General features: G+C 50.2%; 20 protein-coding genes. 15 read left to right on the top strand and 5 right to left on the bottom strand.

The genetic code is table 11. The features are described 5' to 3' along the window. Window positions 1-62 precede the first annotated feature (62 nt). The 9 genes from R9X49_RS00365 to R9X49_RS00325 all read left to right on the top strand — a co-directional run bounded on the left by R9X49_RS00365 (window position 63) and on the right by R9X49_RS00325 (window position 9,675). A complete protein-coding gene (locus tag R9X49_RS00365) occupies window positions 63-2,603 on the top strand; it encodes a fimbria/pilus outer membrane usher protein (RefSeq protein WP_319846768.1) in 2,541 nt (846 codons plus the stop codon). 37 nt (window positions 2,604-2,640) lie between these two features. Beyond that, entirely contained in the window at window positions 2,641-3,390 is a 750-nt protein-coding gene (locus tag R9X49_RS00360) for a molecular chaperone (protein WP_319846767.1), read from the top strand. Window positions 3,391-3,406: 16 nt separating this feature from the next. Then, entirely contained in the window at window positions 3,407-4,441 is a 1,035-nt protein-coding gene (locus R9X49_RS00355; protein WP_319846766.1) for a hypothetical protein, read from the top strand. Window positions 4,442-4,458: 17 nt separating this feature from the next. Next, window positions 4,459-5,028 (top strand): fimbrial protein, encoded by a 570-nt coding sequence (locus tag R9X49_RS00350; RefSeq protein ID WP_319846765.1) that lies wholly within the window; start codon window positions 4,459-4,461, stop codon window positions 5,026-5,028. A 537-nt stretch (window positions 5,029-5,565) separates the two neighbouring features. Then, entirely contained in the window at window positions 5,566-5,955 is a 390-nt protein-coding gene (locus tag R9X49_RS00345; protein ID WP_319846764.1) for a hypothetical protein, read from the top strand. A gap of 18 nt (window positions 5,956-5,973) precedes the next feature. Then, entirely contained in the window at window positions 5,974-6,366 is a 393-nt protein-coding gene (locus tag R9X49_RS00340; protein WP_319846763.1) for a hypothetical protein, read from the top strand. Window position 6,367: 1 nt separating this feature from the next. Then, on the top strand, window positions 6,368-7,444 hold the full coding sequence (locus R9X49_RS00335; RefSeq protein ID WP_319846762.1) for a hypothetical protein: 1,077 nt from the start codon (window positions 6,368-6,370) through the stop codon (window positions 7,442-7,444). 17 nt (window positions 7,445-7,461) lie between these two features. Continuing rightward, window positions 7,462-8,556 carry an HBL/NHE enterotoxin family protein gene (locus tag R9X49_RS00330; RefSeq protein WP_319846761.1) on the top strand — a complete coding sequence of 365 codons (1,095 nt, stop codon included), beginning with the start codon at window positions 7,462-7,464 and terminating at the stop codon, window positions 8,554-8,556. A 66-nt stretch (window positions 8,557-8,622) separates the two neighbouring features. Then, window positions 8,623-9,675, top strand: a complete 1,053-nt coding sequence (locus R9X49_RS00325; RefSeq protein ID WP_319846760.1) for a hypothetical protein — start codon at window positions 8,623-8,625, stop codon at window positions 9,673-9,675. Between the two features lie 31 nt (window positions 9,676-9,706). Here the strand turns inward: R9X49_RS00325 and R9X49_RS00320 are convergent, their stop codons facing one another. Next, the gene (locus R9X49_RS00320) at window positions 9,707-10,456 is read right to left on the bottom strand and encodes an AAA family ATPase (protein WP_319846759.1); all 750 of its coding nucleotides are present in this window, start codon (window positions 10,454-10,456) and stop codon (window positions 9,707-9,709) included. 427 nt (window positions 10,457-10,883) lie between these two features. On the opposite strand from R9X49_RS00320, the gene R9X49_RS00315 reads away from it, so the two are divergent. After that, window positions 10,884-11,333, top strand: coding sequence for a hypothetical protein (locus R9X49_RS00315; RefSeq protein ID WP_319846758.1), 450 nt, complete (start codon window positions 10,884-10,886; stop codon window positions 11,331-11,333). 116 nt (window positions 11,334-11,449) lie between these two features. On the opposite strand, the gene fhuE is transcribed toward R9X49_RS00315, so the two are convergent. The 3 genes from fhuE to R9X49_RS00300 all read right to left on the bottom strand — a co-directional run bounded on the left by fhuE (window position 11,450) and on the right by R9X49_RS00300 (window position 15,871). Beyond that, complete coding sequence (gene fhuE, locus R9X49_RS00310; RefSeq protein ID WP_319846757.1) at window positions 11,450-13,696, bottom strand: ferric-rhodotorulic acid/ferric-coprogen receptor FhuE; 2,247 nt, start codon at window positions 13,694-13,696, stop codon at window positions 11,450-11,452. Window positions 13,697-13,904: 208 nt separating this feature from the next. Further along, the gene (locus R9X49_RS00305; protein WP_319846756.1) at window positions 13,905-14,831 is read right to left on the bottom strand and encodes an AEC family transporter; all 927 of its coding nucleotides are present in this window, start codon (window positions 14,829-14,831) and stop codon (window positions 13,905-13,907) included. Window positions 14,832-14,977: 146 nt separating this feature from the next. After that, on the bottom strand, window positions 14,978-15,871 hold the full coding sequence (locus tag R9X49_RS00300; RefSeq protein ID WP_319846755.1) for a LysR family transcriptional regulator: 894 nt from the start codon (window positions 15,869-15,871) through the stop codon (window positions 14,978-14,980). 547 nt (window positions 15,872-16,418) lie between these two features. On the opposite strand from R9X49_RS00300, the gene R9X49_RS00295 reads away from it, so the two are divergent. The 4 genes from R9X49_RS00295 to R9X49_RS00280 all read left to right on the top strand — a co-directional run bounded on the left by R9X49_RS00295 (window position 16,419) and on the right by R9X49_RS00280 (window position 21,057). Then, window positions 16,419-16,832 carry a GNAT family N-acetyltransferase gene (locus tag R9X49_RS00295; RefSeq protein WP_319846753.1) on the top strand — a complete coding sequence of 138 codons (414 nt, stop codon included), beginning with the start codon at window positions 16,419-16,421 and terminating at the stop codon, window positions 16,830-16,832. A 29-nt stretch (window positions 16,833-16,861) separates the two neighbouring features. Then, complete coding sequence (locus R9X49_RS00290) at window positions 16,862-17,551, top strand: helix-turn-helix transcriptional regulator (RefSeq protein WP_319846752.1); 690 nt, start codon at window positions 16,862-16,864, stop codon at window positions 17,549-17,551. A 14-nt stretch (window positions 17,552-17,565) separates the two neighbouring features. After that, window positions 17,566-18,882 (top strand): cytosine permease, encoded by a 1,317-nt coding sequence (locus R9X49_RS00285; protein ID WP_319846751.1) that lies wholly within the window; start codon window positions 17,566-17,568, stop codon window positions 18,880-18,882. A gap of 309 nt (window positions 18,883-19,191) precedes the next feature. Next, window positions 19,192-21,057: an Svx/AvrXca family virulence/avirulence protein gene (locus R9X49_RS00280; RefSeq protein WP_319846750.1), complete on the top strand. Its 1,866-nt coding sequence runs from the start codon at window positions 19,192-19,194 to the stop codon at window positions 21,055-21,057. 108 nt (window positions 21,058-21,165) lie between these two features. Here R9X49_RS00280 and azuC read toward each other — a convergent pair whose 3' ends face one another. Continuing rightward, the gene (gene azuC / locus R9X49_RS23105; RefSeq protein WP_014914323.1) at window positions 21,166-21,243 is read right to left on the bottom strand and encodes a stress response protein AzuC; all 78 of its coding nucleotides are present in this window, start codon (window positions 21,241-21,243) and stop codon (window positions 21,166-21,168) included. A 407-nt stretch (window positions 21,244-21,650) separates the two neighbouring features. On the opposite strand from azuC, the gene R9X49_RS00275 reads away from it, so the two are divergent. Next, a complete protein-coding gene (locus R9X49_RS00275; protein ID WP_319848553.1) occupies window positions 21,651-22,862 on the top strand; it encodes a multidrug efflux MFS transporter in 1,212 nt (403 codons plus the stop codon). Window positions 22,863-23,140: the final 278 nt, after the last annotated feature.

Genomic DNA, 23,140 nt, shown 5'->3' with positions numbered 1-23,140 from the left:
GGGAAAAAAAATGGGGAGACATCCTCCCCTTGCACCTTATTCATTCATGTCGGCTGACATGAATGAATAACCACAACGCGGCATCTACTCAAGCACATATTCCTATGGCAATGAAGAATATAACGCTCAAAGAAAACGTAAAATCGGCGCTATTTCGCTATAGCGTTTTTATTTTTTCTTTGAGTACAACATCGATCAGTGCAACGGAATTTAACGTTGATGTACTGGATGTCGATGAGCGTAGTGACATTGATCTTAGCCATTTTTCCGATCCCGAATACGTCACCCCCGGAGCCTATCTTTTATCAATCAAAGTGAACTCGCGTGAAATACAACAGCAGATCATTCACTATCTGCCGGAAGGCAATACTCAATCCCGCCCAACGGCCTGCCTCCCCCCAGAACTCGTCGATAAGCTGGCGCTGAAGAAAGAAGCCCGCGACAAAATCGCACTCTGGCATAACGAAAGCTGTGTCGATCTGACCCCGATTGCCGGTGTGAAAGTCTCTAACCAGATCGGTATGGGAACGCTGAATATTACGATCCCGCAGGCGTGGTTAGCCTATAGCGATCAAAACTGGATTCCGCCCGAGCAATGGGATCACGGCATCGGCGGCGCGCTATTGGATTACAATCTGGTCGGGAACGTCCGTCGAGATACCCATGGAAGAGGCACAACACACTATCTCAGCAGCTATGGCACCACGGGGTTCAATCTGGGAGCCTGGCGTTACCGTGCCGATTATCGTTATTTTCTGCAAAAATCGCGTAACTCGAGCCGAGATAGCTTTTCGTGGGATCAGTTTTACGCCTATCGCCCGCTGCCAACGCTTTCGGCCGATCTCAAGCTGGGTGAAATGTATTTCAGCAGCAACCTGTTCGATAGCTATCGCTTTACCGGCGCGTCATTAGCCAATAATGAGAACATGCTTCCCCCATCGCTGCGTGGCTACGCGCCCGAAATTCGCGGCGTCGCCAAATCAAACGCGACGGTGACCGTCACGCAAAATGGCAGGCTGATCTATGAAACTACCGTGCCTGCCGGCCCCTTTGCGATTCAGGATATGAAGAACGGCGTCAGCGGCACGCTGGATGTTCGCGTGACGGAGGAAGATGGCACGGTGACGACGTTCCAGACCGAGTCGGCCAACCTGCCTTACCTGACGCGGCCAGGACATGTTCAGTACAAACTCGCCGCCGGTAAACCTTCGAATACCAACCATCGCCTGCAAGGCCCAGCGTTTTCTGCTGCCGAAGCCTCGTGGGGGCTATCTAACGCGTGGTCGGTATACGGCGGCAGCATTTTGTCCGATGGCTACCAGTCCTGGTCAGCAGGTATCGGGAAAAACCTCTACCTGCTGGGCGCGTTGTCCGCTGACATTACGCAGTCACGCGCGACGCTTCCAGACATGTCCTCGTCGCAAGTCGGGCATGCTTTCTCACTCAACTGGTCTAAGTATTTCAATTCGATCGATAGCCAGATCAGCTTCGCGGGCTACCGCTTTTCAGAAAAGACCTACATGAGCATGGCGCAGTATCTCTATGCGCTGAATCTGGATAACCGCTATCGCAATGAAAAAGAGCGTTACACCGTTACGCTCTCCAAAAACTTCGCGACGCAGGAATCATCCTCGTTGCTGAGCGGGCTGTCGACCTACGTCACCTATACGCGCCAAACCTACTGGAATGAAGCTGAGCAGGATCGCTACGGGATTTCGCTGAACAAGTACTTTGATATCGGCGCATTTAAAGGGATTGCCGCGAATTTATCGGCCTATCGCACCGAATTCAACCGCCGTACCGATGACAGCCTGTACCTGAGCTTTTCCATTCCACTCGGGGATAAGGAGCGCCTGAGCTACAGCATGGGACGCTATAACAACAGCAGCAATCAGGCACTCACCTATTCCAATAACACCGACCCGCGCCGAACCTGGAACCTGAGCACGCGGTACGACAGCAAAGAGCGTACCTACCTGAGCGGTAACTATACCCATCTGGCGCCGATGACGGATGCCACCGTGGGCGTCTCCTGGCAACAGGATCGTTATACCTACCTGAACGGTTCACTGCGTGGCGGCATTACCGCAACTCGCCACGGCGTGGCGGCACACCCGAAAGGCAATCAGGGTGGCACCCGCATCATGGTCGATACCGAGCAGCCGGGCGTGCCGTTCACTGGCAGCCAGGTTGAAACTAACCGCTACGGTCTGGCCGTTATTGCCGGTACCAGCAGCTACTACGACGTATCAACCCGGATTGATGTACAGAAATTACCGCAGAACATCGAGGCCATGACGACGGTGGTGCAAGGCACGCTGACCGAAGGGGCAATCGGCTACCGCAAATTCGACGTCGTTAGCGGGGAAAAAATCATGGCGCACATTGCGCTAGCCAACGGCGCATATCCCCCGTTTGCCGCGCAGATCAAAAACAAGAAAGGTCGTGATATCGCCATGATCACCAACGGCGGCCAAGCCTATATCACGGGCGTCTCGCCTGGTGAAACGCTGTCCGTCATCTGGGAGGGAAGAACACAGTGTTCCATCACCCTGCCCACAACCTTAAATCACCTTGATGCGCTGCTGCTTCCCTGTAAATAAGCGGCGCGAAGAAATAGACAAGTCTGGAGAGTACGTTATGAAACACCCATTTTATCAGCGAGTTGCAGGATTCCTCATCGGCGGCCTGTTTTTGCTGCCTTCGGCGTATAGCGCCCTGAGTCTCGATCGCACCCGCGTTATTTTTAACGACGAGGAACAATCCGCGACGGTCATGCTGATGAACCAAAACGCAGAGAATCCGTTTCTGGCGCAGTCCTGGCTGACAGACGATAAGCACAATAAAGTGAATACGCCGCTGATGGTGCTGCCGCCGTTACAGCGCATCGAAGCGAAAGGATATAGCCTGATCCGTCTGGTCAAGACTGAGCAAATCAGCCAATTGCCAGCCGACCGCGAATCGCTGTTTTACCTCAACGTCCGGGAAATTCCCCCCAAAGCGGAAAAACCCAACGTATTACAGATCGCTATTCAGTCTGAAATTAAGGTGTTCTTCCGTCCCCGCAGCGTAAAACCCGCTAAGGATGAAATCTGGCAGGAAAAACTGACGATCCGAAAAACGGGAAACACCTTTCAGGTAGAAAACCCAACGCCGTACTACATCACGGTAAGCGCCATCCTGAAACAACCTAAAGCGACGCGCACCAATCCTGCCAGCCTACTGAAGGGGAACGCCTTTATGATCGCGCCACGCTCAACCCTGCCGGTTGAGGTGAATGACGGGGCAATCGATCGCTTCTATCTGTACTACGTCAACGACTACGGCGGCCATCTGGAGCTGCCTTTCACCTGCGTACAAAACCAGTGCCAGCCCACGCCCCATAAATAAACAATAGGGAACCGCCATGTCTTGGTTAGCTATTCATCAACATCGCCATGTCGCTCTCTGCGCGTCGCTCTTTTTCGGCTTAACGGCGTTTAACGCCAGCGCACTGGAATGTCGGCTGGGCACCGTGACTGGCCCGGTAAACGATTATGAGGATATCGGTACGCTCAAAATCCCAGCGACATTGCCTATTGGCAGCCGCCTCTGGACGTCAAAACCCTATACCCGCAGCCTGGCCTGCTGGGCATATAAATCCGTACGCCCACAGGGTGAGATGTCCTACTTCTATCCCAATCCCGAAGGTAAGGTCATCAGTCAGGGGGTTGGCATTGGCATCATCTATAACGGTCAGGATCTCGGTGTCATTACCAATGGCGGCACCACCGCCTCCCGTGTATCCACCGGGCAGTGGATCGCACCGGGCCCCAGCGGTTCAACACCGCCTGCCAACCCAACCATGCTGAATGTCACAGTGCAGCTTTATCTCGAAAAAACGGGGAATATCACCGATACCACGGCGGGCGTGGATGCGCTGCGCGTCTTCCAGATCGACGGCGAAGGAGGCATCAATAATAAGCCCGACAGCAACTATGGCTTAAGCCTGTCAGGGCTACACGGCATAGACATTATGCAGTGCGCTGCAAAGATTAACGTCTCGCCCGACAGCTATGTTGATTTTGGTACGGTCAGAGCATGGGCCGGTACAGAAGCGAATGCACTGGCGCAAACGGACTTCCACATCAACGTATCAACCGACGGCGGAGAAGACTGCGGCAAGGGGTTCGATCTGGACATTAACTTTGATGCCTCGTCGCGGGGAAATTCACTCGTCGGGATAGACGGCATGAATATGGGAAATGGCGCCACGCTGAAAATCGAAGATACGCGCAGCGGCAATAACGTAGTGTTTAACCAGTTCATCGGTCTGGTTGACGGCCTGACGGCATCGAGCGGCGTGATCGAACGGCGCTATACGGCACGCCTCTACGCCTCCGGCCCCGCGGTGGTAGGCGATACCGAGAAAAACATTATTCTGCGGTTTAATTATCATTAACCCATGGGATCGCAACGATGATAAACAATAACAACACAGCAATAAAAACCCGACCATACCGCGTGCTGCTCGCGTTTACACTCGGCATCCTGACGCTTCCTTCGGGAGAGTCCATCGCTCAGCAGGTATCATCAATGGACGACCATGAAGTAACGTTTCACGTTCTCGTCGTCAACGCCGCCTGTAATGTCAGTGCGGATAGCAAAGCGATTGTGGTGGATATGAGCGAGGTTTCTTCGCGCTATTTAAAGGCTAATCGCTACGGCGAATGGCACGACTTCGCGATTAACCTCACGGACTGCAATCTGGATACCTACCAAAACGTCACCATCCGCTTTTCAGGAAAAGAAGAGCCACTCTTGCCTAATCGGCTGGCGCTGGATTCCTCATCCGGTGCCAAAGGCATCGCGGTTGGTATTTATCATGCGGACAAACTGGTCGGTATCAACAGCAGTACGGACAACATTGTCCTGCAAAGCGGGGACAACACTATTCCCTTTTCGGCCCGCATCGAAAAAATACGCGACGATCTGATTCAGTCCGGTGATTTCATGGCAACGGCGAACTTCACCTTAAGCTATCTATAGCGAATTAAGGAGAAAAGCCAAGGCCGCCCTGCTCTTTACCAAACACGGGCGGCACACGCATTATTCACGCACGGCCAAAAAACAAGTGGAATTTTCTTCGAGAACAAAAAATAGGGGATTCAGGCAGCTACAAGCTGTCACCTGACGTTGAACGTATGCTAACGAGGTGAGTAACACCATGAGTCATTCATTCCCTTATATGAATCCAATTATTTACAATATAGAAACAGTATATTCCCCCACCATCACCATCTCATTTTTATATTATACACTCGATAACAATCATAAAACCGCCACAAAAACATAAAACAAACACCCCAATACAAAAGGCCTAATCCAAACCCCCTACGACAAATACCTGAAAAAACAAAACACCATAAAAAACAAATAGTAATACAAACAAATAAAAATAACAAAGCCAAGCTAATTTGACAAAAAAACAACCATGAAATAAACATAATTAAAAAATAAATCCTATTTATTTCATCTAATAAACAAATTAAAAATTAAAAACCATATTTAAAAAAAAGGAAAAAAATGAAGACAATTAATGTGCTTATTGTGGTCAATACAGCAGAAACTCTCACGTCAGGAAATATTACGAATAATGCCTATTTAGTGGATAACAACGGTTTCATAGGCTCTTGGGGTGAAGGTGATGCAACCTTGCATACCGTTGCTCAGGATGGCGACCAGATTCAATGGCATGCCGTGCCAGTGAGCCTGCGTGGTGATATCACCATCACCGGCTTTTCTGGACAAATGGTGGAACAAGCAATCTGCCAGCCACAAAGCGAAGCAGCAAACGGCAATCCCTGGCTTGGCAGAGTCGAATCACGGGGGCAGTTCTCATTTTTCTCTTATGAAGTAAACGTGCGGATAGGAGAAAAAACATTTTCTCTCAGTTCTGCAATCGATGTTGTGTGAAAAAGCGAGGAAAGAGCAATGAACGAAATTGACGTACTCATTGTAGTAGATGCAGAAAATGCATTGGCATCCAACGATCTGGGTTCGAATGTCTATCTGATCGATACCAACAAATATGTGGGTTCAGGTAATGAAGGTCAGGAGGAGCTGAAGACGGCCTGTCAGGATGGTCAGGTCATCAACTGGCATGTCACTGGTGTTTCGCTGTCAAGTGACGTATCCATCCTTTCGTTCACAGGCCAAATGGTGAATGACAAAGTCTGCGTACCTGTCGCCGTTAACAGTATCAATGGCACGTACTGGCAAGGCCGGGTGGAAGCACAAGGCACCACTGGCGGTCAGCAATATTCTGTGGTTCTAGATCTGGACGGTCGTTCCATGACTTTTGACCCTTTCATAGAGATTAGCTGATATGTTGAGCCCAACCATTTATGACGCACAAGAACTGCTCACCGACTCTTTCAACAATGTGATGCAGCTCGATAGCTACGCTTTCACCAGTAACAATACAATTATCGGCAAACTGCCGGATGACCCCGACTGGCTCACCTCGGTACGTAGCCGGATGTCCATGCTGAGTACTGCCGGAAATCAATGGGTTCAGGACAGGCCAGATATCTGGGGGAGTATTCTTCTTCAGTTCCCTGACTACGCCACGGCTTTTGCCGGAGTTCATGCTACAGCACAAGAAAATAAGTTGTCACAGGACCAATGGCTGGAGCTCCTGAAGAACGTGCTGCGGCCCCAGTTGACCAAAGCAGTGAAGGACACAGGCACCGCAGTTGACTCGTTAAAGACGCACCAGCAAGCCTTCGCCAATATCCAACCTTTGCTAGATAAAAGTATCAACGAAGGCTGGAACGCCCTGAGTCAAGAAGAGCAGCAGATGCAGAACATTGCAGCCAAACTGCAACACTTGCAGGATTTGGTCGCGTCCTTACAGAGCAGTATCACCAGTGAGGATATCAGTACAGGCAAAGAAATCGCCACCACCACCGTCACTCTGCTTTACAAGGTAGCCACAGAAACAGCAGAAGAAAGTATTTCCTTTATGGACATGGCGTCGATAGCCATCACCATCGGCAAGTACTTCTATGAAGAAATAGAGGATACAGCTGAAGTAGCAAGTACCCTGAAAGAAATTGCGGATCTTCAGATTCAAGCCTCTGATGCCGCACAGGCTGCGGCTGGGACCAAACTGGTTCTACAACTGTTAAACAACCTCGAGTTGACCTTTTCCCAAATAGGAAAAGGGGCTTCCAATCTGCAAACGTTATGGAGTGAGCAACTCGACAGCGTCAACGAAACCATCAACGCGCTTGAGGCCAATGCAGATCCCTCGCAATTGTTCGATCTTGTCACGCTGTCAACCGCTAACGCTAACTGGCAGGCCCTTTCGGCCTTTGCCACTAGCATTCCGCAGAAGGTAACCCAAGCTGGTTCACCTGTGATTCTCGACCCACAAAATCCCAACAAGTATTCTGGCTAATCTCGAAGGAGAGAAATATGAGCAGCAATATCACTACCCTGAAAAACAAAACCCAAAACGCCTTTCTCACCCTAAACCTGATCACTCAGGCCTGCCACGGCATTCTCAACACCACGTTTGTTCCACCACAGCCAAAACCCAGTTGGTATGACAGCCTGTCCAGCAAGCTGGACGAAGCACAGGCCGACGCCTCCGATTGGATCAATAATCTGGCGCCGGATATCACCGGCGGTGTTCCTCTGGCGGTGATCAACTACGGGAGTGACTACGCCGCTTTCTCTCAGAAAATCCAGGATATCGCAAACGCGCATCCTGATGCGATGGGTGCAAACGATCCCAATGTCAAAAAGGTTGCCGAGTTGATTAGCGCTCTACAAGAGCAAATAACTGGCATGGTGAGCAATGCAGATGATACCGCTCAAAAGCTCAAAAAATGGGGGGAAAAGATGCAAAAATCCCATACCGCACTGACTAAAGGGGCTAGTAATATTCAATCGGCAGAGACCGACCTGGAAAATGATGTCGCTAAAATGAATCAAGCTATCAAGACATTACACGACATCATCACCGCAGAAAACATCGCGCTGGCTGCCAGTATTGGCGCAACGTTCCTCGGTCTCATTCTCGCTGTAATCGGCATTCTTTTGATACCGGAAACATTCGGAGTCGGTGCAACACTGTGTGGAGCTGGTGGCCTATTGTCTGTGGGAGGAGCAGTTGGGTGGGGAGTAATGCAAGAAAAAATAAATAATAATTTCAATGAAATAGCACAAGACCAAAAAGAATTAGACTCCGACAAGCAACAGATCGTGGCCTTGCAGGGTCTGGCCCTTGCCAGCCAACAGGCTATCACCTACATCAATACCGCCACTTCCGCATTGTCTGATTTTCGCACCAGTTGGACTGTATTTGAGGGCGAATTACAGGGCGTTGCCGACAAGCTGGCACAAGCGGAAAGCTCCCTTGATATCATTGTCCAAGAGGTCTTCTCAGAAGCGGCTGACAGTGAGTGGGCTATAGCGACCAGCTTCGCCCAGCAGTTGGCGGACCTGCCAGTTTCTGTCCCCAAAGCCACCATGAACATGGACGGCACCATACAGCAAGCAGCCTGATATCACGCCCTTTATTATCTCGCCCTTTTAAAAGGGCGAGATCACACAATCCAGCAAGGTGATCTCATGACGTTTAACGCGCAAGCCTGCAATACGCAAATAGACCGCTCCCAAAGCGCGATGGCGCTATTACATTCTTCCTGTCAGGCATTGATTGAAGCAGAAATTCAATCAGTTAATGCATCCTGGTATTCTCAACTCGATCAGGATTTGGGCAATGCTCAGCAGTTGGTCGTAGCCTGGCGCCGCAGCGGTACTCTATATTTCCAGAGTGACATTCTGAACGCTATCGCTACCTGTGGTGATGCTATCACCGCCGCACAGGGGCCTCTCACTCAGTTATTCCAGCAACTGGAAACGCAATTTTCCTCCGAGTTACGGGAACAGGCCGTGAGCCAGTTACAGGCATTATCTCCCCCGTTACAGGCAATGCAGAGCCAGATGAACAACTATATCTCGACATTGAAGGGGTTCGAAGAGCAGATGATGGATGCCGAAGAAACCATGCAACAGACGATTGCTCAGGTTCAGGCACAGGAGGACAGCATTAGCATTACGATTGACTCCATCAACACCCAGATCAGCAATCTGCGCACTCAAATTGGAAAAGATCGACAGACGATCGCTAATGCGCAGTCTGCCGAACACCAGAGCATTCTCGAAACAATATTTGGCATTCTTCTGGCACCGATTACTGGAGGCCTCTCCCTCATACTGGCTGGTATTGGCGTTTCCTCTCTCATCGAAGCCAAAGATCAACTCGCTGATATGGAGAAGCAAATCAGCGATTACCAGCAAAAAATTATCACGCAGCAAGAGGGGCTGAGTAACGATGAACGCACGGTGGCCTGCCTCAAGGGGTTAACTCTGAGCAGTGGCTACGTCATCAGCGACATTGATACCATCAATCAAACACTGGATGAGATGCGCACCACATGGAATATCTATCAAGGTGAAATGGAGGCTATTATTCAGAATTTGAGCCAAGCGACAGATAACAGCGTCATTGTTGTCGCTAATGCCTGGTTCCAAAGTGCTTGTGCAGAGTGGCAGATTATTCAATCCCATATTACGGCGATTAGTAATCCTCAGTTCAACACACAATTTAAAACGATATAAATGAATGTGCTATATACCGACTCTTAGAGCACTATTCCACCATCAGCTCGCGCAGCATGCGCTCAGGGTTGTTCAGGAAAGCACGCGTAATCTGGTAGTGCTCCGTGTCCTCATACGCGACCTGTTGTATTCCGTCTTCACCGAACTGAAAGATAGTCGCGTCGGGATACGCCATCAGAATCGGAGAATGGGTTGCAATAACAAACTGCGATCCTTCTCGGATGAGATCGTGCATGCGGGCAATAGCAGCCAGTTGCCTGCTGGGCGACAGCGCGGCTTCCGGTTCGTCGAGCAGATAAATCCCCTCTTTGCCAAACCGATTGAGCAGTAGCGCCATGAAGGATTCGCCGTGGGATTGTTCATGCAGCGAATGGCCGCCATAGGAGTTAATCGCGGGGGGACCAAAACTGGGCTCGCTATCCAGCCGCTCAATTTCCGTCGCGACATTGAAAAAGCTCTCGGCGCGTAAGAAGAAACCGTTTTTAGGTTTCTTAATCCCTTTCGCCACACGCAGGAAATGCGACAGCCTGGAATGCGAGGTACGGGTGCCGAAGTTGAAATTGCGGGTACCGCCTTCCGGGTTGAACCCCATCGAAACAGCAATGGCTTCTAACAACGTGGATTTTCCTGAGCCATTTTCGCCGATAAAAAAGGTGACTTTCGGGTGCAGTTCCAGCTTATCCAGCGAGCGAATCGACGGGATAGAAAACGGATAAACCTCGAATGAGTCCACCTTTTCATGTGCCAGCGCGATTCGGCTGACGTATTGCGTTGAGATCATTCTCAGTCTTCCTGACGGGTAACGATGATTGAATAGCGTGTTTTTTCCATTACCTTAGCAAACAAACAAAAAGCGTCAATGCCTGACGCTTATCCCCCATAAATGCCGTCGATGGGAATATTCTTTTACTTAATCTTTAGAATAATTTCCTTCAACAAGTTCGAGTATTTAAAAACAGCCCATTATTAGCTAACCAGGAGATACAAGAAGACATTACTCATTATGGAGTTAAATAGTATTCAATTTGACATACGCCATCTCTCCCTCATCCACAAGTCATATTGTGCATTACCCTAATTACAATTAAATTTATTTAACATGCAAACAAAAAAATATATCAAAACTCAATATTAACAATGTGAGCGACCGATTATTTCATTTGTTACGCATGGGGACATACACAAAACTTAATTGAGAGAGAATAAAAATGGCTAAAATCACACAATTTGTAGGAACAGCAGCCACCGCAGGAAAAGTATTGCCCGCATCATGGCAACTATTTTCCAGAGGAAGCATGAGTGAATGCGGCACGATAAAAGTTAATTCAATAAGTGATTACAGTGCCAATATTACTATCGCAGTCAATATTCATCACGTTCCTTTTAATGCAACGGTGGATATTAACTTGCTTGATAAAGATCCCAGTGCGACATCTGGCTCTGCCACCGTCAGTTTCGACGGAGGCTCCGCAGAGAATGTTCGTTATCATGAAGGAAAAGCTAATAATCCGCACAATTATAAAGGCGGAAACGCTTTATTCCTGGATAATTTAAAATATCAAAACCTTAATGTCAGCCTTCAACTGTGGCCGGTTGAAGATAAAACGTTATTCTACATTCAAATCCCGATGCTTTCTTTCTGGTTAGTCGCAGGTTAATTAGCAATAGTTTCCTCGTTCATCGATATGATGAACGAGGAAACATTATTAAGACACACGTAATATTACATCTACATGTTGTAGCCAACACTTCTTTATCAGCTCAAAACATCAAGCTAAAAATTATAGTTAACGGTCATCGAGACGCTGCGCGGCGTGCCATACACGGCATAAGGCGCAAGGTAGTCGCTATACTCTTTATCAAACAGGTTGTTGATATTCGCCTGCACCGCCAGTTGCTTGGTCACCTGATAGCGGCCAAACAGATTAACCAGCGCGTAGCTGCCCTGCTCGGCGCGCAGCGTGGTGTTTTGCGGGCCAGATCCTTCCTGCCAGATACCATTTTGCCAGTTCACACCGCCGCCCACGGTTAACTCCGGCAGCGTTGGCAATTGGTAACGGGTAAACAGCTTGAACGACGTGCGCGGCTGTTCTGGATTGACCGACTTACCGTCCCGATCGTCAACCACATAGCGCGTACCGCCAAACGTCATTTGCCAGTTATCCGTCACCGCACCGTTAACTTCAAACTCGATACCTTTGCTGACGACACCATCAACTGAACGATAGGCAAATTCTCCGCCACCGCCAGGAATCGCGATCCCCGTTGATTGCCCCACGTTATCCTGTTCAATGCGGAAAACGGATACCGACGCCGTCAGGCGGCTGTTATACCAGTCCCCTTTAACACCGGTTTCGTAGTTTTTACCCGTCGTCGGAGACAGATATTTTTTATTAATGTCTTTCTGCGTTTGCGGCTGGAAGATATCGGTATAGCTGGCATACGCTGACCAGGTATCGTTGATGTCATACACCAGACCAACATAAGGCGTCACGCGATTGTTGCTGGTATCTCCCGTCGAACCAATAATGCTCCAGTCGGTATAACGTGCGCCAGCAATCAGGTGCAAGGGATCAGCTAACGAGAATCGTGCTGAGGTATAAAGGGATTTCTGTCGTGTGGTTGAGTGCTCATAATCATTATTCCAGAGTCCCGGCACAAAAGTGCTACCCACCCAAGACCCCCATGTAGGATCGGCACTATTGCCATTCCAGTTGTAAAAATTGCCCATATCCGCAGGGCTTATCGTCGATTGGGCATTAGCGAATTGATTGCGCTGCCGAGTATAGCTACCGCCTACCACCAACTCATGCTGGCGTCCCAGTAATTCGAACGGGCCAGACGCGTAAGTATCAATCGCATCAACCTTACGTGTTCCCTTATTCCATCCACCATAAGCACCGACATTACCGCCGAACGGATCAACCAGTATTCCGGTATCTTTATCCGGGAAACCATTGGCATACATCAGTTTTGAGTCAAAGTCGTTTTCTGCATGCGTACCATTCATGCGTACTTGCCAGCCGTTATCAAAACGCTGGGTTAGATCGGCAAAAACCTTCTTCGAGGTTTTATCCGAGTAGCTCCAGTTTGGTGCGGTGTTAAAACTACGATCAAAACGAATGCGGCTACCATCGCTATTCCACGTCGGCAACCCACCCCACGTTGGGTTAGTGATGTGACTATCCTGATAATCATAGCCAATTGACAATGTGGTGGAATCAGTCACATCGGCATCAATCACACCGTAGAGGAATTTTTTGCGGCTATTATAGCGATCGAGCCAGGTGTCATTATCCTGATAGCCCGTAACCACACGCCCACGCACGTTGCCGGACTCCGTCAGCGGCGCAGACAAATCGGCCACCATCCGCTGTTTATCCCACGAGCCGTAACTACCGGATACCGAGCCTTTAAATTCGCGACTGTCCGCATGTTTGCGCACCATGTTCACCGCCGCAGAAGGGTTACCTGTTCCGGTCATTAGCCCGGTCGCCCCACGTACCACCTCGATACGATCGTAGATTGCCGTGTCTGAGCCAGAATCACCAAAATCCCAGATTTCGTTAACGACCGTCGGAATACCGTCGAACAAGTAGTTAGTGATACGGAAACCGCGAGCGAAGTACGTTGCACGTTCGGAGTCGATAATTTTAGAGGACACACCGGTCGTGTTCGCCATGACTTCGCCAATCGTCTGCAACCCCTGATCTTCGATACGCTGCTGGCTGATAACGCTCACCGACTGCGGGATATCACGCGGCGTCAGCGTCATCTTCGTTCCGGCGTTAGTGACTTTCACGCTGTAATCCTGCGGGTCGCTGGCCTCCGCGTTAGCATTGGCGGTCGCGCTGACCACAAGCGTATCGCCTGAGGCAGGATTTTCTTCGGCAGCGGCTTGAGCAGGCAGGAAAGAAGCTGAAATCAACAGGGCGAGAAGAGAGACTCCGAATGGTTTTGCTCCGGCCAGCGAAGAATCACAAACGCGCGTTTTTTCGGCGCGAGTAACTCCAAAAGACATGGTATATCCTCGGTTAACTGATGGTGATTTTGGCGAGATGCTGAGGCGTTTCTTGTCAACATTTGCACAGAAAGGTAAATGATAACTATACGCATTATTATTGTCATTTCAATAAAATGATTAATTCACTTAAAATACAATTAGATAGAAAAGAACAAATCACCATGCCGTTAACAAGGCATTGTTACAAAAAGAACATTCGAGACATTTACAGCAGCCTACCCAGCCCAAGAACAGCCAGCGGCAGCGCGACGCCTGCTACCAGTGTTTGAACCGCAATGATGCCCGCCATCAACGGTGCATCACCACCCAACTGACGGGCCATGATGTAGGACGACGATGCCGTCGGCAGCGCCTGAAACAGCAAGGCTGCAATCGCTGCCGGGCCAGACAGATTGAAGAGATGGCAGGCGACGATTGTCACGAGTGGCATCGCAATAAATTTCGCACATGATGAAATCACCACAGGGCGCAGCCAGCTACGCGCAGCGGAGAAATCCAGCGCCGCGCCCACGCACAGCAGCCCCAGCGGCAGCGATGCCTGCCCCAGCGATTTCAGGACTGGATCAATCCCCGGCGGCAAACCTAATCCGGTAATCTGCAAAACGATGCCAATCGCGCAGGCCACCACTAGCGGGTTCAGCGCCAGTAGCCGCACGATGTTCTTGAATGAGGGAGTCTCTGTATTGCCGTAGCGGGCAAAGACCAAGACACAGAGAATATTGACCGTCGGCACAATCGCCGCGTTCGCGACGGCCGCGAGCGCTACGCCGTGTGCGCCAAACAGCCCGGCGGCGGCAGACACGCCAACGTAGTTGTTAAAACGAACACCTCCCTGAAATAGAGAGGTAAACGCCGCATCATTGACGGGGAATAAGCGGCGCGCAACAGCCAGCCCGGCAGCGACAGCCAGCGTTGAGCACACCAGCGTCAGGATCATCGCCGCTACCGGCACGCCATCCAGACGCGCCGTCGCCAGCCCATGTAGGAATAGCGCGGGAAGCAGAATGTAATAACCCAACCTTTCAGCCTGTGGCCAAAATGCCGCAGCCAAAAAAGATCGCTGGCGTAACCACGATCCCAGCACGATCAGTAGCGCGATCGGCAACAGCGCCAGCAGGAGTGAGGCGATCATCGGCTGACACGCCACGGCGCAGAAGATAAAAGAAAGAAGGATTGCGGATTGGAGGCCATGACTCAGTACCTGAATTGAAGAAACAGGCACTACCATAGCGGGACTTCTGATGAGAAAAAAACGAGATTAACTCAACGTTAACTCAATTATTTCTCATGAATGGCATCTTCACCAGACTGCGCTCGGATCGCTTCCGCCAGTGCCGCCGCCAGGCGCGTTGCCGGGCGATCGTCACGTTCCAGCAGCACAACACGCCGCTGCTGTTGAGGCTCACCAAAGGGGATACACGTCAGATTATCCAGGCGGCCCCTCTCCCGTTCGGACAGCGGAATCACCGCCACGCCAAGCCCGCTGGCGACCATCTGTACAATCGCTTCCTGACTGTCCAGCTCCATATCGGTTTGTACCCGCAGCCGCTGGCGGCGCAGTTCGCGATCGATGGTTCTTCCAGCCCAGGCGCGACGATCGAAACGAATAAAAGGGTGTGCTTGCAGGAGTTGTCTGGCATCCAGAGACGCCAGCGCCGAGGGGGCAACGATCCAGAATCCTTCCTGATACAGCGGCGTACTTACCAGACCGGTTGGATAGGGTTTTACCGGCTCAGTGGTTACGGCAGCGTCCAGCTCGCCAGCATCAATGCGAATCGCCAGTTCCGCCGACATCCCAGAGTTCACCAGTACACGCAGGCGTGGATGAGCACGACGCAATGCGGCCAGCGCGGCGGGTAAGACACCAGCCAACGCGGTCTGGATCGCGCCAATTCGCAAGCGCCCGGCCAGTTCTCCGCCCTCGCCGAATTCGGCGGCAATGCCGTCATACTGCGCAAGAATATCCCGCGCCTGCTCTACCGCACGATGTCCAGCTTCCGTGAGTACCGGAACGCGACGTGAACGATCGAAAAGCAACACCTTGAAGTCTTCTTCCAGACTGCGAACATGCAGGCTGACGGCAGATTGCGTCAGGCACACGGCTTCAGCCGCGCGGGCAAACGATCCATACTGAGCAATCGCGACTAACGTGCGTAACGCTTTCAACGACATGCAACCCACTCTCCGGCCTATGCGTGAATAGAAAAACATGAATGGCAAAAATGGCGCGCGAGTACGCGTTCCGCCAGAACAACGTCATGAGACGCAGTAACTCAGCCCTGAAGCAACCATGCTACGACGGGGAATAACAATGTCGCCTTTTTGCATAGGTTGCAACATACGTTGGCAGAGGAGATGAGCGAGAGAGGAACGCCAGCGAAACCGTGGTGCATTTCGCTGACATAAACCGGGCAGAATGATAAGTTAATCAAGGAGAAAAATAGAGAAGTAACCTACTCATAAAAAACATATTTTTCGACAAAACATACGTTTTCATTATAAATTATCGGATATTTTCCCTGGTGGGGCAAATACGTGCTGACTTTCTGATTTTTACCTGTATACGATCAACAAATATCAGATTATGTTTCTTATCATAGAACGATACAGCAGCCTAAGAACGGGTGAAATCCACTCTTGCCTAAATATGCTCGATATGATAAAGAAATATTCACATTAGAAGTATAATTTAGCGTGCTAATAATGAGGTTTTATTGTAATGAATCTAAATATTACTCACACACCAGATTCAGATGAAGAAGAATTTGTAATAGCAAGCCTTTGGAAACACAACGAACAGTACGACGCTGTTGATATTTCTCCGCTCTTTTTAAATTTCAAAGACGATGAAAATAATATTATCGCCGGGTTAATCTCCAGAACCTGGTGGGGTGCATTAGAAGTTCAATATCTTTGGGTCAGTGATAAATATCGTAAAAGCGGACTGGGTCGTCAACTCATGCAGGCTGCTGAAAAAGAAGCTTTAAATCGTGGTTGCCATCTGGCTTATGTGGATACATTCGAGTTCCAGGCCAAAGGGTTCTACGAAAAATTGGGATACGAAGAATATGGAAACCTACCGGGATATGCGCACAAGCATACTCGACATTACTTAGCTAAATTGATCCGTTGAATTAGTTCCGGCCTATTAAGGAGGGCAGGATGCCATCATCACAAACAAACATGACTGATTATATTCGCAATCTGATTATTATGATGGAGTGTTTAAATGAACCATGGGGTATTAAAGACTTATCATCACGCCATGTTTACATGAATAAAGCCGCTTACCTCTATACCAATACGCCAACGCGTTTTGATATTGAAGGGCGACTAGATGATGAATTTCCTGCCAGTTGGGCAGAACTTTCTGATGATTTAAAAGAACATGACAGGCTGACAGAAAACAGTGAGCAAAGAGTCACAGTCATCGAAACACACTATTGGTATGGAAAGAAAACGCTGACGCCTTTCGTCAGTGAAAAGATCCCCATCTTTGATGAAAATAAGCTTTGTATTGGTACGATGTGGAATGCCAGGCCTCTAGATACGCGGTCTCCGCTCATATATATAGACCAAAAGAAGCCGACCACGTTACAAACCGAATTAACAACCAGCATTTTCACTCAATCAGAGTTGGATATTATTTTCCTGATATTACAGCGTTTATCAAATAAAGAAATCGCCAGAAAAATGAACGTATCACCCAAAACAATAGAGAACAGAATATATAACATGTATCAAAAGGCAGAAGCGCATTCTTTACCTCAATTTGAGGAATTTTGTCGCCATCTTGGCATCGATGGTTATATTCCTAACTCTCTCATCGAGAAAGGCATTCAATTTATATAAGAGAACATATCCCTATGGAAAAAATAGATGATTACCCCGTCAGCCGCGTTCCGCTGAGTGTCCGGCTGCCTTTTTTAAATGTGGCATTAGTACACATCGGCATGTTAACCGCGCTAGACCAGTTTATGTTAGGCGCCGTGCTCGGCCATTCCATGACGCTCAGTCAGGCATTTCTCGCCATCTTTATCGGCAGCGCCATTTTTGGCGTGGTAACCGTGGGGCTGGGCTACGCCGGGATGAAAGAAGGTATGTCGGGCAGCCTGCTCGCACGCTGGTGCGGCTTTGGCCGTATTGGTTCCGTCCTGATTGGGCTGGTCATCGCCGTTAGCCTCATCGGCTGGTTCGGCGTCCAGAATGCCGTATTCGCCAAAGCGCTCAACTTTGCGATGGCGGATAAGCTCGGTTTTGGCTGGTCTGCCGCCCTGTCTGGAATTGCGCTGACGCTACTCGTTGCCTTCGGTTTCAGAGCATTACGCTTCACCGCCAAAATTGCCGTACCGATGTTTGTCATCGTCGTCGGCTATATCTCTATCATGACGCTCTCCGGTCACAATATTGCCGAACTGATCGCTTCTGCGCCTAACGGCGCGGCGATTTCTATTAGCGCCGGTGCAACAATGGTCGTAGGCGGCTGCATCGTCGCCAGCTTAATTACTCCAGATATGACGCGTTATTCTCAAACCGGAAAACACGTTTTCTGGATGACGATGCTGTCGATTATCGTCGGGGAATTTATTGTAAATGGCCTCGCCATCATTATTGCCCGTGCGCTCAATACCGCAGACGTTGTGACGATCATGTCTCAGGCAGCTGGCGGCATCGGGCTGATTGCCGTTATATTTTCAACACTGAGAGTAAACGATATCAACCTTTATTCCTCCTCTTTGGGAATCGCCAATGCCATAGAGGGCGTCACGGGGAAAAAATTACGCTATGTCTCGATCACGCTGGTGATTGGCCTCATCGGCACAGCGCTTTCGGTCGCCGGTATTCTGGATCGCTTTATCGATTTTCTGACTCTATTAGGCGTGTTATTTCCCCCAATTATCGGTGTGATGCTGGTTGATTATTATATTTTACGAACCCACAGAGCGCTGCTCGACGCCAGCCGTGCCGAAGGCCAATTACCTGACAGCGCACAAACACCGCTGATTGGCTGGCTCGCTATTATTGCCAGTATTGTCGGCGCTATCGTTGGATTAGCCTTTGAATGGGGCGTCCCGGCGTTTAATTCGCTACTGGCAGCCAGTCTGCTTTATTGGATAATAAAGCATTACACCAATAACCACGTTTATTTTAGGAAACTTGAACATAACCAAAATTTAAAATGAAATAGGTAACAAGATAAATTTAATCTATAATCCAGTCGGCCTCTTCTTACAGAGGCCGATATGTTTTTTACTTAAGCAAAATAGATCCTAAATAATTCGAGTCACATGCAGGCAGCGACGCAGTAAATCCCCGGGAGATTACATCAGTAAGTCACTGGGGTGAACGAGTACAGCCAACGCACGGGTGACTTGAAGTATGACGGATATAGGCCATGATGGCCTTGGGATGGGGCCTTATCTATCAACGGAGAATTTCCCTCCTTGAAATAATAAGGCTGATTAGCAATATTCATGCTAGGAAAAGGATTTATGCCAAAAATAAAAACACTTCTCACGCCGTTAAACTGTCTACTCATTTTAAGCGGCGCCCTAATGGTCAATACGGCAAACGCCGCTGAGGCTTGTGTCGCGGGTAACTGGCAGGTGGATAATTCCATCACCGATATGCCTTCCGTAAAATACCAGACTGAGCACTTTGCCTTTCGCTGGAATAATAACGACGTTAACCGTAATGATGCGGTTGCCGCAGGGCAGAAACTGGAACAAATTTGGGATAAGTTTATTAAACAAATTCAGTTCCCCGAGCCTTATTGCAAGCAGACCGTGAAATATAAAGCCAATATTCACATCGATCCCACCTTTGGGCTCAGTGGGGGTATTGCGGGCGGTGGCAGCATGGGCATGTGGATCGGCCCTGCATCGCTCAAAGATAACTGGGGACTGGCACACGAATTTACCCATGCGCTGCAAGGGCAAACTGGCGGCTTCCAGAGTTCGGGTGATAACTACGTTGGCTGGATTTGGGAATCCCACGCGAACTGGATGACGCACCAGATGGATGAATTCCGCGGTACGTCAGCACACTGTTCGGAAATGCAGGTCAACTATTCGCATATTTACCTGGGTTCGACGCGTAACCGTTACTGCAACTGGCAGTTTATGGAATACCTGAAGAACCGCTTTGGCTATGGCGCCATCAACGATATGTGGGCAAAAGCGCCGAAATGGGGCGAAAGCGGCCAGTCTACCGCCGATCCGCTGTCCGTTCTGCGTACCAACATGGGCTGGAGCCAGTCTGAATTTAACGATGTCTTCGGCGACTGGGCGATGCACAACGTCAACTGGGATTACGTCGATCCAGACGGTTTCGATCGTGGCCGTTTTTATCGTTCAACCTACGGCGGCTATGGTGCGGTACAACCCAACCAGAATAACGCTGACCGTCTGCTGAGAACCACGACGCTTGAGCCGGTTGTCGGCGCCAGCGCCAACCTCCGTCGTTTCTCTGTCCCGTTCGATCAGGCTCCGCAGCAGTTGGGCTACAACATCGTCCGGCTGATCCCAGAAAGTGGCGCGACGCAAATCACCGTCAAATTCCGTGGCATGGTGCAGAGCAAATCTGCCATTACCCGTTTCCCTGGGCTGAAAAACGATCCAGCAACCATGCCGCAGCCTAATTCTGACTGGCGCTGGGGGATTGTTGCTATCGGTTCGGACGGCGTTTCTCGCTACAGCGAGTTGCAGCGCGGTGCGTCTGCCACGGTGAAAAACTTCACGATCCGTCAGGACGATCGCGGCATTTACATGGTGGTCATGGGCACACCGTCGCAAATGCAGAAGATCAAGTGGGATCAGGCTTACTACTCTCTTTACCGCTACCCGTGGATGGCTGATTTCACCGGTGTCTGGCCGGAAGGCAGCCAGCCTGGCGCGCCAAATCCAACCGCTAACGGTTCTCGCCACGCCAACGGTGGCGGCTGGGTATCCAACGCAGCAAATGTTGCTCCTACCGCATACGTCGGGCCTTACGCTCGCGTTATCGGCGGTACGGTGAGGGATAACGCCAGAATTGAAGATCGTGCAACGATTTTGAGCGGAACGGTAGAAGGGCGCGCTGTCGTTAGCGGCCTGACAGTGCTGCAAGGCAATACCGTCGTACGCGATAACGCGCGGCTGCATACGGTCTTCATGGGGCCGGGCGCGTTTGAACGCGGCATTGTGCTGTCAGGCAATGCGCAGATGCGCGGGGATGCGGAAATTCGCGGCGCTTCCGCGTCGCAAGGCGTGTTCTATGGCTTTATTGATGAAAATGAAGTCAGAAGCAGCGCAGCCGGTGCCTACCTGACCGAAGCCGTGCCAGAAGTGACGGCCGTTCCGGTCTACAGCACGAAGTAATATCACCACAAAAAGGGGAACCGGCTCAGAACCGCGTTACATTGGTTCTCGGATCCCCATAAATACACAGGCCGCCATGATGGCGGCCTGTTTGCATAGCACAGATTCTTAGAACAGTGCGCCGGGCGGTACGTCTTTATAAGTATTCAGGTAAGCCGCCAGCATTTTTTTAAAGAAGTTACGCACTTTTTTCACCTTGTTTTACTTAACTTATTGTTTAATTAAGCGATAATTTTAATGACGCGATGGGATGACGTTTGTCTTAATAGCAGGACCCCGCCTTATGGCGATGAATTGTACAACCCTTGTTGAGCAAAAGCTAATTTTTTGTGATGTATATCACACAATAAAATCCACCGATACTTTCCCCCCAACCCGCTTTCTCCCCACGCTGATTCTCTTTTGTTGCGAATCATTACCCTCAGTGACCAATACGCCGCAGGCTATGCTATGCTCATGATGAAAGACGAAATTTTAGTCACTGTCCGTTATTAATTGAGCGCCATTCACTGCCGGTTAGCACACTTTTTTTCGCGCGCAGTCACCACGGTTTCGCCATGAGTTATTCGCTGATGAAGGCCTATTCCGACCCCATGGAAACCTGGAAACTTAACCTCTTCTCTGCCTGGCTGGGATGCTTTTTCACCGGGCTGGCCATGAGCCAGATATTACCCTTCCTGCCGTTGTACATTGAGCAGCTTGGCGTTCACTCGCACGAATCGCTGAGCCTGTGGTCCGGCTTGATCTTCAGTTCGTCCTTTCTCGTCTCCGCCGCCGTTGCGCCACTGTGGGGAAGTCTCGCCGACCGTAAAGGCCGCAAGCTTATGCTGCTGCGCGCCGCGCTGGGCATGGCGATCGTGATGTCGTTGCAAGGGCTGGCAACCAACGTGTGGCACCTGTTTATCCTGCGCACGCTCATGGGGTTGACCTCCGGGTACATTCCCAACGCGATGGCGCTGATCGCCTCGCAGGTTCCGCGTGAAAAAAGCGGCTGGGCGCTGGGTATGCTATCGACCGGGCAGATCGCCGGTGTCATTCTCGGCCCCTTATTTGGCGGCTTTATGGCCGACTACATCGGGCTACGCATCGTCTTTTTCATCACCGGCGGTATGCTGTTTACCAGCTTCCTGATTACGCTTTTCGCGATTAAAGAGAGCGTGGTTAAGGTCACCAAAGAGAATCGGCTCAGCGGGAAAGCCGTCTTTGCTTCCCTGCCGTATCCGGCGCTCATCATCTGTCTGTTCATTACAACGATGATGATCCAGATGGCGAACGGCTCCATCAGCCCCATCCTCACCCTGTTCATCCGCGATCTGACTCCCGGCACGGACAACATTGCCTTTATCAGCGGCGTGATTGCCGCCATTCCCGGCGTGTCCGCCCTGCTATCCGCACCGCGTCTGGGTCGTTTAGGCGACCGGATCGGCGCACACCGCGTGTTGATCGCCGCACTGGCGATCAGCGTGCTGCTGTTCCTGGTCATGGCGGCGGTAAAAAGCCCCACGCAACTCGGCATCCTGCGCTTTATGCTGGGCTTTGCCGATGGCGCACTCATGCCAACTGTGCAGGCGCTGTTGGTTAAATACAGCAGCCAGCAGGTGACAGGCCGTATCTTCGGCTATAACCAGTCATTCATGTATCTGGGCAACGTACTAGGGCCGCTGGTCGGTTCCGGCGTGTCCGCCATGATGGGATTCCGCTGGGTGTTCGTCATCACCGCCTTTCTGGTGCTGTGCAACACGCTACAGCTCTTTTTCGCTTTCAGAAAACTTCCCACCTTCAGGAAACCACCGGGAAAAACATAACTGTCAGGCCAGCGGCTCCCGCTGGCCATGTATTTTTCGCTGTTATCCCCCACCAGCTGTCTCTCTCCCTTTTTGGGTATTTCCCTTCTGTTGTTAGAAATGATGCAAAAACCTCAAAAAAACTTATTTTTTGGCAAAAAATTACCATCAAATTGCATCAACATGAAAAATTAATCACATAAATGTAAAAAAACTTAAACAAACCCTACCTATATTGGCTGCTTTGTTTCGGCGCCACGCGGATTGCCCTGTTCAGAAATTCAGACATTCGCGCCTGT

This window comes from Pectobacterium carotovorum (assembly GCF_033898505.1).
Taxonomy (GTDB): domain Bacteria; phylum Pseudomonadota; class Gammaproteobacteria; order Enterobacterales; family Enterobacteriaceae; genus Pectobacterium; species Pectobacterium carotovorum_J.
This window is presented reverse-complemented; position numbering and strand designations above follow the sequence as displayed.